Source organism: Frateuria soli, assembly GCF_021117385.1.
Classification (GTDB): domain Bacteria; phylum Pseudomonadota; class Gammaproteobacteria; order Xanthomonadales; family Rhodanobacteraceae; genus Frateuria_A; species Frateuria_A soli.
In genome coordinates, this window is record NZ_CP088252.1 from 1,950,445 (window position 1) to 1,964,500 (window position 14,056).

Sequence of the window (14,056 nt, forward strand, 5' to 3'; positions counted from 1 at the left end):
GACCGCTTACTTGCCGACGCGGCTGACGTATTCGCCGGTGCGGGTGTCGACCTTGATCACCTCGTCGGTGCCCACGAACAGCGGCACGCGCACCACGGCGCCGGTTTCCAGCGTGGCCGGCTTGCCGCCACCGCCGGAGGTGTCGCCACGGACGCCCGGGTCGGTCTCGGTGATCTTCAGCTCGACGAAGTTCGGCGCCTGCACCGTGATGATCTCGCCGTTGAACAGCGTGACCACGCACTCTTCCTCGCCCTTGAGCCACTTCGCCGCATCGCCCACGCCAGCCTTGGTGGCCTGGTGCTGCTCGAAGGACTCCGGCTGCATGAAGTGCCAGAACTCGCCGTCGGAGTAGAGGAACTGCATGTCGGTATCGGTGACGTCGGCGACCTCGAAGGAGTCGGACGACTTCATCGTCTGCTCGGTGGTGCGCCCGGTCTTCAGGTTGCGGATGAAGATGCGGGTGAACGCCTGGCCCTTGCCGGGCTTGATGAAGTCGGCGTCGGTGATGACCCACGGGTCGTTGTTGTGAAGGATCTTCATACCCTTCTTGACGTCGTTGAGACCGGCGGTCGCCATGCGCTTTCTGCTCCAGAGGTAAACACCGCCGTTCCGGCGGCTAAAATAGGGGTTTGCACGGGCCCGAAGCCCGCCTCAAGGCCCGCCATGATAACCGCAAGCCCCGCCGCCCGCCTATCGCCGCCCCCCTCCGACTGGCGCGAGCTGTGGCGCAACGCCATCACCGACGCCGGCGAGCTGCTTGCCGCCGTGGGGCTCACGCACCTGGCCGACCGGCTGCCGCCGGCCGATGCCGGCTTCGCCCTGCGGGTGCCGCGCGGATTCGTGGCACGCATGCGCCCCGGCGACCCGCGGGATCCGCTGTTGCTGCAAGTGCTGCCACAGCTTGCCGAGCTCGACCAGGTGCCCGGCTTCCTAACCGACGCGGTGGGCGACCTGGCCGCGCGCGAGGCGCAGGGCGTGCTGCACAAGTACCACGGCCGCGCGCTGCTGATCGCCAGCGGCAGCTGTGCGGTCAATTGCCGCTACTGCTTCCGGCGGCACTTTCCCTACGGCGAGGAGATCGCCGCCGCCGGACATTGGAAGCAGGCACTGGCCCACCTGGGGGCCGATCCGTCGATCAGCGAGCTGATTCTCTCCGGCGGCGACCCGCTCGCCCTGGCGACCTCCAAGCTGGAAGAGCTCGGCCGCGGCCTGGCCGACCTGCCGCAGGTGACCCGCCTGCGCATCCACACCCGCCTGCCGGTCGTGCTGCCCGAGCGCATCGACGGGCCGTTCCTGGCCTGGCTGGAGGCTTTGCCGTTGCAGAAGGTCGTCGTGCTGCACGCCAACCATGCCAACGAGTTCGACTCCGGCGTGGACGCCGCCTGTGCGGGCCTGCGCCAGGCCGGCGCCACGCTGCTCAACCAGTCGGTGCTGCTGCGCGGGATCAATGACGAGGCCGATAGCCTGGCGGCGCTGTCCGAACGGCTGTTCGCCGCCGGGGTGCTGCCCTACTACCTGCACCAGCTCGACCGCGTGCAGGGCGCCGCCCATTTCGAAGTGGACGATGCACGCGCCCTGGCCCTGGTCGAGGACCTGCGCCAGCATCTGCCCGGCTACCTGGTCCCGCGGCTGGTCCGCGAAGTAGCCGGGGACGCTTCCAAGCGCCCGCTGTGAGCGCGGCCCGCCGGATGAGGCGGGCGTTGCCTTTGTGCGACTTGCCGCTGGCGCTCTTGGGGGGAATCCGCTACAAACCGTGGATGGAAGGTGAACGGCCGGGGCCGGCTCGCCTTCCGGTCGCGGCGAGGGGCGCCAGCGATTCGGCCGATTCAGGGGCAGCCGCCAGGGCTCAATGAAAAAAGATTCCGTCATCAAGATCCTCTTCGTCGAAAAATCCGTCGAGGACGCCGAACAGATCATCAGCCTGCTGCGCAATGCCGGTATCGCGGTGCGCCCGGCGCGGGCGACCCAGACCGACCAGGTGCAGGCGGCGCTGGACGAGCTCGAACCGGACATGGTGCTGTTTGATCCCGCCGCCGGCCTCGATCTGCGTGAGGTGGCGCACCTGCTGGACGTGCATGGCCGCGACGTGGCGCTGCTGGCGCTGGTCAACCAGCTCGACACCCAGAGCGTGGCCGACATGTTCGCTGGCGGCGTGCGCGGCACCGCGTTGCGCACCCAGCCCAAGCAGTTGATCGCGGTGCTGCAGCGCGAGTTCGAGGCGCTGCACACGCGCCGCCAGGTCCGCCTGCTGGAAGCGGCGCTGCGCGAGTCCGAACGCCGCTGTGACGCCCTGCTCGATTCTTCCACCGACCCCATCGCCTACGTGCACGAAGGCATGCACGTGCGCGCCAACCGCGCCTACCTGGAGACCTTCGGCTACGAGGAGTTCGACGACCTGCTTGGCCTGCCGGTACTGGACATGATCGGCAGCGCGGATGCCGAGGCCTTCAAGCACCTCCTGCGCGCCCACTCGCGCAAGGAGAAGGCCGCCAACCAGGTGGAGCTGCAGGCCCGTCGCGCGGACGCCAGCACCTTCAAGGCCACGGTCGAATTCGCCGGCGCCACCTTCGAGGGCGAACCCTGCCTGCAGATCGTGTTCCGCCGCCAGCAGGTGGATCCGGCGCTGATCGAGCAGCTGCAACGCGACCCGGTTACCGGCCTGTTCAACCGCGCACGCACGCTCGAGACCATCGACGAGGCAGTCGCCGCCGCGGCCAAGGGCAAGAAGGGCCAGACCCTGCTGCTGATCGAGCCCGACAACTGGCAGACCATCGTGTCCGGCATCGGCCTGGGCCAGGCCGACGAACTGCTGGCTTCATTCGCCGGGCGGGTCAGCGCCTTGCTCGGTGAAACCGACATGGCCGGCCTGCTGGCCGAGCACACCATCGGCGTGGTGCTCGATTCCCGCAGCGACGAGGCGATCAAGCAGTGGATCGATGGCGTGCTGCAATCCATCGCCAGCGACATCTTCGATGCCGGCACCCGCTCCATCACGGTCACCGCCAGCATCGGCGGCAGCCTGCTGGGCGAGAAGAACGCCAACGCCGAGCTTCTGCTCAACCAGGCCAGCCAGGCGCTGCGCAACGCGCAAAGCCAGGGCGGCGGGCGCAGCGAGCTGCACGACCCGGCCGCCCGCGAGAAGGCCGAGGAAGAGCGCGAGCGCTACTGGCTGCAGTTGCTCAAGCAGGCGCTGGAGCAGGACAACTTCGTGCTCTACCACCAGCACACGATCAGCCTGCAGGACGCGGAGGGCGAATACTCCGAGGTACTGCTGCGCATGAACGGGCCCCAGGGCGAGGTGCTGCCCGGCTTCTTCATGCCGATCGCCGAAAAGCACGGCCTGACCCCGGCGATCGACCGCTGGGTGCTCAACCGCGCCATCGAGATGCTCAAGGCACGCGACGGACAGGGCGTGCAGACGACGTTCTTCGTCAAGCTCACGGCCCAGTCGATGCAGGACGCCACCTTCCTTCCATGGCTGGCGGAGCGGCTCAAGCGCGCCGCACTGCGCCAGGGCCAGCTCGTGCTGGAAATGACCGAGAGCAAGGTGGTCACGCTGCTGCGCCCGGCGCAGGAGTTCATCAGCCACTGGAAGAAGATGGGCGGACGGTTCGCCCTGGAGCAGTTCGGCTCGGGCCTGAATTCGTTCCAGTTGCTGACCCACATCGATGCCGACTATCTGAAGATCGACCGCACGTACATGAACCAGTTGCCGCAGCATCCGGAAAACCAGAAGAAGATCGGGGAGATCTGCGCGCAGGCTCACGAGATGAAGCGGCTGACGGTGGCCGAGTGGGTCGAGGACGCGACGAGCACCTCGCTGCTGTTCGCCTGTGGCGTGGACTTCGTGCAGGGCAACTTCCTGCAGGAACCGCAGCGGTTGATGTGATCGGCGCCACCCGGCTGACTGGGCGGCAGGCTCACTCCGCCCGAGACCCGCTCTTCGTAGGAGCCCGCCTGCGGGCGATGCTCTGCTGGCGCACTAGCCAAAGCGTCGCCCGCAAGCGGGCTCCCGCATAACGTCGAGGGGCCCGCGTATCGGAGCCGGCGTCCATCGCCCGTGCCGAACCTTGAATGCAAAAAGCCCCGCGGATCGCTCCGCGGGGCTTTTGCGTGGAACAAGCCTGCCGTCGTTTACTCGGCGGCGGCGGCAGCCTTGGCAGCAGCCTTGGCAGCCGAAACGGCGGCGATGTCTTCCTTGATGCGGGCAGCCTTGCCTTCCAGGCCACGCAGGAAGTACAGCTTGGCGCCGCGCACCTTGCCCTTGCGCTTGACCTGCACCGAATCGATCGCCGGGCTGTGCGCCTGGAACACGCGCTCCACACCGGTGCCGTGCGAGATCTTGCGCACGGTGAAGGCCGAATGCAGGCCACGGCTGCGCTTGGCGATGACCACGCCCTCGAAGGCCTGCACGCGCTCGCGATTGCCTTCCTTCACCTTGACGTTGACCACCACGGTGTCGCCGGGGCCGAATTCCGGCAGCTGGCGGGTGATCTGCTCGGCTTCGAACTGTTCGATGATCTTGTTCATGGCAACACCTGATTGAATTTGCAAATTACTGCGGCTTTACGGCCGCGTCGTCGTGCCGCTGCTGCTCATGACGAGCGTGCTCGCGGCGGAATTCTTCGAGCAATGCGCGGGACTCCTTGTCCAATGCGCACTGCGCCAACAGGTCGGGCCGCCGCAGCCAGGTCCGTCCCAGCGACTGCTTCAGGCGCCAGCGGCGGATCGCCGCGTGGTCGCCGGAAAGCAACACCTCCGGCACGTCACCCAGTGCGTCATGCACCGGCTTCGCGTAGTGCGGGCAGTCGAGCAGACCGTTCGAGAACGAATCCTGCTCGGCGGACTGCGCGTCGTTCAACGCGCCTTCCTGCAACCGGCCGACCGCGTCGATGATCACCGCGGCGCCCAGCTCACCCCCGGACAGCACATAATCGCCGATGGAGAGCTCCTCGTCGACCTCGTGCGCCAGCAGGCGTTCGTCCACACCCTCGTAACGCCCACAGAGCAGGGCGATGCGTGGCCGTTTCGCCAGCGCCTCCACCCTGCCCTGCGTCAGCCGCGCTCCCTGCGGACTGAGGTAAATCACGTGCGCCGGCTCCGGCGCCGCCTCGCGCATGGCCTTGATGGCCGCGCGCAAGGGTTCGATCAGCATCACCATCCCGGGTCCGCCGCCGCAGGTGCGGCCGTCCACGGTGCGGTAGTTGTCGGTGGCGTAGTCGCGCGGATTCCAGGTTTCCACCTGCAGCAACTGGCGCTGCTGCGCGCGTCCCACCACACCGACGGCGGCGCACTGGCGCATGAAGTCGGGAAACAGCGTGACGACGTCGATGCGCATCGGATCCTCGATTCCTAGAACTCCGGATCCCAGTCCACCACCATGCGCCCGCCGGACAGGTCCACCGAACGCACGTAAGTCCCCTGGACGAAAGGCACCAGCCGCTCGCGCGTGCCGTCCCTCACCACCACCACGTCGTTGGCGCCGGTGGCGAACAGGTGGCTCACCCGTCCCAGCGACACCCCTTCGGTGGTGATGACCTCGAGCCCTTCGAGGTCGACCCAGTAATACTCGTCCTTGGCCGGAGGCGGCAGCAGCTCGCGGGCGACATGGATGTCCTTGCCCACCAGCGCGGCCGCGGCGTCGCGGTCATCCACGCCGGGCAACTGGCAGATCAGCCCCTTGCCCTGCGGACGCCCGGCAACCCCGGCGACCTCCATCACCTCGCCCGGCGCCTTTTCGAGCAGCCAGGGCTGGTACTTGAAGATCTGCGTGCGGGGCTCGGTCCAGGATTCGATCTTGAGCCAGCCCTGCACGCCGTACAGCCCGACGATGCGTCCGACCAGGACGCGCCGACCGGCTGCGGCCATGCTTAGGCAGCAGCCTGCTGCTTGCCGGCTTCCTTGAGCAGGGCGGCGACCTTGTCGGTCAGCTGGGCGCCCTTGCCCACCCACTCGTTGACGCGCTCGACGTTGAGCTCCAGGCGCTTGTCCTTGCCGGAGGCGACCGGGTTGTAGAAGCCCACGTTCTCGATGCTGCGACCGTCGCGCTTGTTGCGCTGGTCGGTCACGACGACGTGGTAGAACGGGCGGCCCTTGGCGCCACCGCGCGAAAGACGAATCTTGACCATAAGTAAAAGCTCCAGAGGTGCCGGCCGCGCCGGCAGCACGCACGGGATCCGCGCGCGGTAAACGCGGCATTTTAGTGGATTTTCGGTAAAAGGGAAGACCTTGGGTTGGGGCTGTCCAGAAGGCCATCGCTTCCGGCGCCCCCTAGATGCGCCGGGTGATCAGCGCATCGGCGGGAAACCGCCGCCCATCCCGCCCATGCCCTTCATGGCCCCGCGCATCTGCCGCATCAGGCCCTTGGTGCCGCCCTTGGAGAGCTTGGACATCATCTTCTCCATCTGCATGTACTGCTTGAGCAGGCGGTTGACGTCGGCCGGCTGGGTACCCGAGCCGCGCGCCACGCGGGCGCGACGCGAGCCATTGAGGAGGTCCGGATGGCGGCGCTCCTTCGGCGTCATCGAGCCGATGATCGCCACCATGCGCCTGATCTCGTTGTCGTTGACCTTCGACTTGACGTTCTCGGGCAGGTTGGCCACGCCCGGCAGCTTGTCCAGCAGGCCGGCCAGGCCGCCCATGTTGTTCATCTGCTCGAGCTGGTCGCGCATGTCGTTCAGGTCGAAGCGCTTGCCCTTCATCACCTTCTGGGCGAGCTGCTGCGCCTTTTCCTGGTCGACCTTGCGCTCGACCTCCTCCACCAGCGAAAGCACGTCGCCCATGCCGAGGATGCGCTGGGCCAGGCGGTCGGGATGGAACGGCTCCAGCGCGTCGGTCTTCTCGCCCGCGCCCAGGAACTTGATCGGCCGCCCGGTGACGTAGCGCACGGACAGCGCCGCGCCGCCGCGGGCGTCGCCGTCGGTCTTGGTCAGCACCACGCCGGTCAGCGGCAGCGCTTCGCTGAAGGCCTTGGCGGTGGTGGCCGCGTCCTGGCCGGTCATCGAATCGACCACGAACAGGGTCTCGACCGGCGTGATCGCGGCATGCAGCGCCTTGATCTCGCCCATCATTGCTTCGTCGATGTGCAGGCGGCCGGCGGTATCGACCAGCAGCACGTCGACCACCTCGCGGCGGGCGGCGGCAATCGCGCCCCGGGCGATGTCGACCGGATCCTGTCCCGCCTCGGACGGGAAGAACTTCACCCCGACCTGTTCGGCCAGCGTACGCAGTTGCTCGATGGCGGCAGGACGGTAGACGTCGCAGCTGACCACCATCACTTTCTTTTTCTTGCGCTCGGTCAGGAAGCGGGCGAGCTTGGCCACCGTGGTGGTCTTGCCCGCGCCCTGCAGGCCGGCCATCAGCACCACCGCGGGCGGCTGCTGCGCAAGGTTGAGCTCGGCGTTGGCCGTGCCCATCACCTTGGTCAACTCCTCGCTGACCACCTTCACCAGTGCCTGGCCGGGCGACAGGCTCTTGAGCACTTCCTGGCCGACCGCGCGCACCTTCACGCGCTCGATCAGCGCCTGCACGACCGGCAGCGCGACGTCCGCCTCCAGCAGCGCGATGCGCACCTCGCGCAGGGACTCGCGGATGTTTTCCTCGGTCAGCCGTCCGCGTCCGCGAAGGCGGTTGACGGTGGCGGAGAGGCGTTGGCTCAGCGACTCGAACATGGGCGGGCTACGGTTCGACAGGAACAAGCACGCCAATATATCAGAGCGCCCGATCCGCGGCCCTTAACAGGCCGCGCGATCCGGACGGCCGGGCTTCCGGCCGGAAGACGACCTGTCCCGGCGCGTCGATTCCCGCGGACGGCTCGTTCAACGGACCCTGACCGTATGCGACACTTCACGCGCATGCTGCCCGCCCTCTCGCTCACCGCCATCGTCTGCTACCTGCTCGCCACCGGCCTGCTCGCCTGGCCGCTGTTCGGCAGCGGGACGGGGAAACCATCGCCGGTCTGGCAGCGCGCGGCGCTGGCAGTGGCGCTTCTTGCCGTGCTCGCGCATGCGGGCGTGCTGCTGGGCATGCACCGGGGCGCCCTGGACCTGCACTTCTTTGCCGCGCTGTCGCTGGTCGCCTGCGTCGTTTCGGCAATCACGATGCTGGTGAGCATTACACGCCCGGTGGCCGCGCTCGGAGTCGTGGTCTTCCCGCTGGCCGCGCTTTTTGTTGCGATCGACCAGCTGTCCAGGCCCACGCCGCCCGAGCCCATGGACTGGCAGATCAAGCTGCACGTGGCGGTCGGAGTCATCGCTTTCAGCGTTCTCTCGTTCGCTGCGGTGCTTGCGCTGGGCCTGGCTGTACAGGAGCGGGCGCTGCGGCACCGCCAGTTCCGGCCCTGGCTGCGGGCGCTTCCTCCGCTGACGCAGACGGAGGCATTGCTGTTCCGGCTGATCAGCGCCGGCTTCGCGCTGCTGACGCTGACGCTGCTTTCCGGCGCGCTCTTCGTGCACGACATCCGCAACCAGCATCTGGCGCACGTGATAGTGCTCACCGTAATCGCGTGGGTGATCTTCGGCGTACTGCTCTGGGGACGCTGGCGTCATGGCTGGCGCGGCACGCGCGCGGTCAACCTCACCCTGATCGGCATGGCGGTGCTCGGGCTCGCCTTTTTCGGCAGCAAGTTCGTGCTCGAGGTCGTGCTGCAGCGCGTACCGTGAACCCGCCGCGATGCGGTCAGCGCCAGCGCTTGAGGCCAGCCCCATCGCGTCCCTGCCAGGGAGTCATGCCTCGCGGCAGGCGTCGATGGCCTGCGACAGGCGCTCCACGCCGATGACCTCCATCTCGCCGACCTTGCCCTTCTTGGGTGCATTGGCCTTGGGCACGATGGCACGGCGGAAGCCGTGGGTGGCCGCTTCCTTCAGGCGCTCCTCGCCGTTGGGTACCGGGCGGATCTCGCCGGAAAGGCCGACCTCGCCGAAGGCGATGGTCTTGTCCGGCAGCGGGCGGTCGCGCAGGGAGGAGAGCACCGCCAGCAGCACCGGCAGGTCGGCGGCCGTTTCCTGCACCCGGATACCGCCGACCACGTTGACGAACACATCCTGGTCATAGGCCGCCACGCCGCCGTGGCGGTGCAGCACGGCCAGCAACATCGCCAGGCGGTTCTGCTCCAGGCCCAACGCCACGCGGCGCGGATTGCCCAGCGAGGACTGGTCGACCAGCGCCTGCACTTCGACCAGCAACGGACGGGTACCCTCGCGGGTGACCATGACAGCGCTCCCCGAAGTCGGCCCGGAATGCGCCGAAAGGAAGATCGCCGAGGGATTGGGCACCTCGCGCAGGCCCTTGTCGGACATCGCGAACACGCCCAGCTCGTTGACCGCGCCGAAGCGGTTCTTGAACGCGCGCAGCACGCGGAAGCGGCTGCCCGACTCGCCCTCGAAATACAGCACCGCGTCGACCATGTGCTCGAGCACGCGCGGACCGGCGATCCCGCCTTCCTTGGTGACATGGCCGACCAGGAACACCGACGTGCCGGTCTCCTTGGCGAAGCGGGTCAGCTTGGCCGCCGACTCGCGCACCTGACTGACCGAACCTGGCGCCGCGGTGAGCAGTTCGGTCCAGATCGTCTGGATCGAATCGATCACCAGCACGTGAGGTCGCGTGGCGATGGCCTGCTCGAGGATACGCTCGATGCACGTCTCGGCCAGCGCCTGCAACGGTTCCAGCGGCAGGCCAAGGCGCTGCGCGCGGGCGGCCACCTGCGAAAGCGATTCCTCGCCGGTGACATAGACGCTCGCCAGGTGCGCGCCCAGCGTGCCCAGCATCTGCAGCAACAGCGTCGACTTGCCGATGCCCGGGTCGCCACCGATCAGCACCACCGAACCTTGCACCAGCCCGCCACCGAGCACGCGATCGAGTTCGCCGATGCCGGTGTGCGTGCGCGCCTCGGTGGTCAGCGCCACCGCGGTGAGCGGGGTGACCCTGGCTGAACCGGCGGCGTTGCCGGCGTAGCTCGAGCGCTGCGCGCCGACCGAGGCTTTCGCCGTGGAAGCAGGCGCCAGCACGACCTCACTGAGCGTGTTCCACACGCCGCATTCGACGCATTGGCCCTGCCATTTGGAGTGTTCGGCGCCGCAATCGGTGCAGACGTAGGCGGTCTTGGCCTTGGCCATGGGGTGTTCCGGTAGTCGAAGGCGAGGAGCTTAGCCCGCCCCGCTCGCACGGGGCGAGACAGCGCGTGCCGGTTTCGCCTGTAGGAGCGCACCCTGTGCGCGACCGCGCGGCATCGCCGTGCATGGCGGTCGCACACACGAGGCGCTCCTACAGGGGGGCAACGGACCGCTCAGCTTTCGTCTTCGACGAACAGCACGCGGCGGGTCATGCCGCAGGTGAGGTCGTAGCTGATGGTGCCGGCGTGCCGGGCGACGGTTTCCACCGGCAACCGCTCCCCCCACAGCACGACGCGGTCGCCCACCTTCGCCTCCGGCGCGCCGCGCAGGTCCAGCGTGATGAGGTCCATCGAGACGCGGCCGATCAGCGGCACGCGGGTATCGCCCACCAGTACCGGCGTGCCGCTGGCGGCGCTGCGTGGATAGCCGTCGCCGTAGCCGACGGCGGCGACGCCGACCGGCATGTCCTCCGGGCAGGTCCAGGTGCCGTTGTAGCCGATCGATTCGCCCCTGGCCGTCCGGTTGATGGCGATCAGGCGCGTGGCGAGCGTCATCGCCGGACGGAAGCCGAAATCCGCACCGCTCTTGCCCTCGACCACCGACAGGCCATACAGCAGCCCGCCGGTGCGCACCCAGTCGGCGCGCGCTTGTGGCCAGCCCAGCACGGCGGCCGAATTGGACAGCGAACGCGGCCCGTCGAGTCCGCGGGTGGCTTCGGCGAAGCGCGCGATCTGTGCGCGGGTCTGTTCGCCGTCGAAGACTTCCGAGTCGGAGAAATGGCTGAGCAGACCGATCTCCGGATCGAGCCCCGGCATCGCCGCCAGCCGCGCGTGCACGCCGGCAACGCGTTCGGGCGCGAAGCCCAGCCGGTGCATGCCACTGTCGATCTTCAGCCAGACGCGGAGGCGGCCACGGCCGGGACGTGCTTCGGCCAGCCAGTGCAGCTGGGCCTCGTGGTGGATGGCCGCATCCAGCTGCAGGCGTTGCATCTCCGCGATGTCGCCGGGCTGGTCGGGGCCGGACAGCACCACGATGCGCTGGCGATGGCCGGCGGCGCGCAGCCGCAGGCCATCGCCCAGCGCCGCCACGGCGAAGCATTCGGCATCGCCATCCAGCGCGCGGGCCACGCGCTCCAGGCCGTGGCCATAGGCGTCGGCCTTGACCACCGCCATGACCCGCGCAGGGGCAGCCATCGCCTTGATGCGGGCGAGGTTGTGGCGCAGAGCACCGAGGTGGATGGTGGCGGTGGTGGTGCGGCTCATGGATGCGGGGATCGGGGATTCGGGATTCGGGATTCGGTAAAAGGCAAGGACCTCCCCCTCTCCCCGACCCTCTCCCCCGGGCGATGCCCGGGGGAGAGGGAGCCAGGAGCCGGACGGCGCTTGCGAATCCCGAATCCCCAATCCCGATTCACGGCTCTCAATCGAACGACCCCACGAACGAGTCGGCCGCGTAGTTCTCGAACTTGGTGTAGTGGCCCAGGAAGGTCAGCTTGATCGTGTCCGTGGGGCCGTTTCGCTGCTTGCCGATGATGATCTCGGCCAGGCCTTTGTCCGGCGATTCCTTGTTGTAGTACTCGTCGCGGTAGATGAACATGATCACGTCCGCGTCCTGCTCGATGGCGCCCGACTCGCGCAGGTCGGACATCATCGGCCGCTTGTCGGCGCGCTGCTCCAGCGAGCGGTTCAACTGCGACAGGGCGATCACCGGCACGTTCAGCTCCTTGGCGAGGCCCTTGAGTGAACGGGAGATTTCTGAAATCTCGGTGGCGCGGTTCTCCTTGTTTCCGGGCACCTGCATCAGCTGCAGGTAGTCGATCACGATCAGGCCCAGCCCGCCGTGCTCGCGGTGCAGGCGGCGCGCGCGCGAGCGCAGTTCCACCGGCGACAGGCCCGGGGTGTCGTCGATGAATATCTTGGCCTCGGACAGGATCGCGATGGCATTGGTCACGCGCGGCCAGTCTTCTTCCGACAGGTCGCCGTTGCGCAGGTGCTGGGCATGGATGCGGCCGATCGAGGAGATCAGGCGCAAGGCCAGCTGCGAGGCGGACATTTCCATCGAGAAGATCACCACCGCCTTCTTGCCGCGCAACGCGGCTGCCTCGGCGATGTTCACCGAGAACGCGGTCTTGCCCATCGACGGACGCGCTGCGACGATGATCAGGTCCGACGGCTGCAGGCCGGACGTGAGCTCGTCCAGGTCGTTGAAGCCGGTGGAGATGCCGGTGAGCTGGCCGCGGTTCTCGTAGCGTTCGGTGAGCAGGCGGAAGGCGTCCTTGACCGCATCGCGCATGGACACCGAGTCCTTCTTGCCGCGCGCGCCCGACTCGGCGATCTTGAAGACCGCCTGCTCGGCGTTCTCCAGCACCTCGTGCACGCTCTTGCCTTCGGGCCGGTAGCCGTCCTCGGTGATGCCGGTGCCGGCGTCGATCAGCTGCCGCAGGATCGACTTCTCGCGCACGATGTCCGCATAGGCGCCGATATTGGCGGCGCTCGGCGTGGCGTTGGCCAGCTCGATCAGGTAGCTGGCGCCGCCGACCATCTCGGCCAGGTCGTTGGCCTCGAACCAGTCGCCCAGCGTCACCGCATCGCAGGGCATGCCCTTGTTGGCCAGCTCGTTGATCGCGCGCCAGATCAGGCGGTGGTCCTTGCGGTAGAAGTCCCCCTCGCCCAACCGGTCGGCGACCTTGTCCAGCGCATCGGGCGCCAGCATCAGGCCGCCGAGCACCGCCTGCTCGGCGTCGATGGAGTGCGGCGGCACACGCAGCGCCTCGATGGCGGAGCCTTGGCCGCTCTTGCGCTCGGGGACAAAGGACATGGGTCGGGTTTCCTCGCAGACAGCCGTGCCGCCGGCAGCGGCGGACACACGAGGGCAGAGGATACGCGGCAGGTTCTCAGCCGACGAGACAATAAGTCTGTGGATAAGCTGTGGGGGACGGTGGATAACGGCCCCTTTCCCATTGCCGGCCGCTGCAGGAGCAGCGGGCGGCCGCGGTCGGTACAGCTCATCCGTTGCGGACGATCACCGCGCCGCAGCTTCCAGCGCCCGGTAGTCCTCGTCGGACAGTTCCAGCTGCGCCGCCCCGACGTTCTCGCGCAGGTGCTCTACCTTCGACGTCCCGGGAATCGGCAGCATCACCGGCGAGCGCTTGAGCAGCCAGGCCAGCGCGACCTGCCCGTTGCTGGCGCCCAGGCGCTGGGCGATGCGGCTCAGCACCGAATCGGGTGCCGCCAGGTCACCGGCCGCCAGCGGGTACCAGGGTATGAAGCCGATGCCCTCGGCCTGGCAGTGCTCCAGCACCGCCTCGCTCTTGCGGTTGGCCAGGTTGTAGAGGTTCTGCACGGTGGCGACCGGGAAATACCGGCGCGCCGCCTCGATCTCCTCCACGCCGACCTCGCTCAGGCCCACGTGCCGGATCAGGCCCTCCTTGCGCATGTCCGCGATGACTCCGAACTGCTCCTCGCGCGGCACCTTGGCGTCGATGCGGTGGAGCTGCCAGAGGTCGATGCGTTCCACGTCGAGCCGGCGCAGGCTCATCAGCACGCACTGGCGCAGGTATTCCGGGCGGCCCAGCGGCGCCCAGATGTCCGGTCCATGGCGCGTCAGTCCACCCTTGGTGGCGATCAGCATGCTCTTGTACGGATGCAGCACTTCGCGGATCAGGTCCTCACTCACCTCCGGGCCGTAGCTGTCGGCCGTGTCGACGAGATCGACACCGAGCTCCGGCAGGGCGCGCAAGGTGGCGCGGGCCCCTTCGAGGTCCGCCGGCTGGCCCCAGATGCCCTTGCCGGTGATGCGCATGGCGCCGAAGCCCAGCCGGTTGACGGGAATGTCGCCGCCAATCTGGAACCGGCCAGCGGCCGCGGCGTTGGACTCTTGCATGGGGAGCTCCTTCGAAGTCGGAGTCCTTTCATGGGGACGCACCACGAGGAGGCAAGCCTGCT

At 68.0% G+C, this 14,056-nt stretch carries 13 protein-coding genes; 3 read left to right on the forward strand and 10 right to left on the reverse strand.

Annotated elements, in window-relative coordinates; all coding sequences use genetic code 11:
• Positions 1-6: 6 nt before the first annotated feature.
• Positions 7-576, reverse strand: a complete 570-nt coding sequence (gene efp, locus LQ771_RS08990) for an elongation factor P (protein WP_231349067.1) — start codon at positions 574-576, stop codon at positions 7-9.
• An 87-nt stretch (positions 577-663) separates the two neighbouring features.
• Between efp and epmB the strand changes: the two genes are divergently transcribed.
• Both epmB and LQ771_RS09000 read left to right on the forward strand, forming a co-directional pair.
• Complete coding sequence (gene epmB, locus LQ771_RS08995) at positions 664-1,674, forward strand: EF-P beta-lysylation protein EpmB (RefSeq protein ID WP_231349068.1); 1,011 nt, start codon at positions 664-666, stop codon at positions 1,672-1,674.
• A 175-nt stretch (positions 1,675-1,849) separates the two neighbouring features.
• Positions 1,850-3,889, forward strand: a complete 2,040-nt coding sequence (locus LQ771_RS09000) for an EAL domain-containing response regulator (protein WP_231349069.1) — start codon at positions 1,850-1,852, stop codon at positions 3,887-3,889.
• Between the two features lie 245 nt (positions 3,890-4,134).
• Here LQ771_RS09000 and rplS read toward each other — a convergent pair whose 3' ends face one another.
• The 5 genes from rplS to ffh all read right to left on the reverse strand — a co-directional run bounded on the left by rplS (position 4,135) and on the right by ffh (position 7,670).
• Positions 4,135-4,530: a 50S ribosomal protein L19 gene (gene rplS / locus LQ771_RS09005; protein ID WP_231349070.1), complete on the reverse strand. Its 396-nt coding sequence runs from the start codon at positions 4,528-4,530 to the stop codon at positions 4,135-4,137.
• A 25-nt stretch (positions 4,531-4,555) separates the two neighbouring features.
• On the reverse strand, positions 4,556-5,338 hold the full coding sequence (gene trmD / locus LQ771_RS09010; RefSeq protein WP_231349071.1) for a tRNA (guanosine(37)-N1)-methyltransferase TrmD: 783 nt from the start codon (positions 5,336-5,338) through the stop codon (positions 4,556-4,558).
• A 14-nt stretch (positions 5,339-5,352) separates the two neighbouring features.
• A complete protein-coding gene (gene rimM, locus LQ771_RS09015) occupies positions 5,353-5,868 on the reverse strand; it encodes a ribosome maturation factor RimM (RefSeq protein ID WP_231349072.1) in 516 nt (171 codons plus the stop codon).
• A gap of 2 nt (positions 5,869-5,870) precedes the next feature.
• Entirely contained in the window at positions 5,871-6,128 is a 258-nt protein-coding gene (gene rpsP, locus LQ771_RS09020; RefSeq protein WP_091333189.1) for a 30S ribosomal protein S16, read from the reverse strand.
• A 159-nt stretch (positions 6,129-6,287) separates the two neighbouring features.
• Positions 6,288-7,670, reverse strand: a complete 1,383-nt coding sequence (gene ffh, locus LQ771_RS09025) for a signal recognition particle protein (protein ID WP_231349073.1) — start codon at positions 7,668-7,670, stop codon at positions 6,288-6,290.
• A 165-nt stretch (positions 7,671-7,835) separates the two neighbouring features.
• On the opposite strand from ffh, the gene LQ771_RS09030 reads away from it, so the two are divergent.
• Positions 7,836-8,660, forward strand: a complete 825-nt coding sequence (locus LQ771_RS09030; RefSeq protein ID WP_231349074.1) for a cytochrome C assembly family protein — start codon at positions 7,836-7,838, stop codon at positions 8,658-8,660.
• Between the two features lie 63 nt (positions 8,661-8,723).
• Here LQ771_RS09030 and radA read toward each other — a convergent pair whose 3' ends face one another.
• The 4 genes from radA to LQ771_RS09050 form a co-directional block, all read right to left on the reverse strand.
• Positions 8,724-10,115 (reverse strand): DNA repair protein RadA, encoded by a 1,392-nt coding sequence (gene radA, locus LQ771_RS09035; RefSeq protein WP_231349075.1) that lies wholly within the window; start codon positions 10,113-10,115, stop codon positions 8,724-8,726.
• Positions 10,116-10,285: 170 nt separating this feature from the next.
• Positions 10,286-11,374 carry an alanine racemase gene (gene alr, locus LQ771_RS09040; protein WP_231349076.1) on the reverse strand — a complete coding sequence of 363 codons (1,089 nt, stop codon included), beginning with the start codon at positions 11,372-11,374 and terminating at the stop codon, positions 10,286-10,288.
• Positions 11,375-11,531: 157 nt separating this feature from the next.
• Positions 11,532-12,929: a replicative DNA helicase gene (locus tag LQ771_RS09045; RefSeq protein WP_231349077.1), complete on the reverse strand. Its 1,398-nt coding sequence runs from the start codon at positions 12,927-12,929 to the stop codon at positions 11,532-11,534.
• Between the two features lie 204 nt (positions 12,930-13,133).
• Positions 13,134-13,994, reverse strand: a complete 861-nt coding sequence (locus LQ771_RS09050) for an aldo/keto reductase (RefSeq protein ID WP_231349078.1) — start codon at positions 13,992-13,994, stop codon at positions 13,134-13,136.
• Between the last annotated feature and the right edge of the window lie 62 nt (positions 13,995-14,056).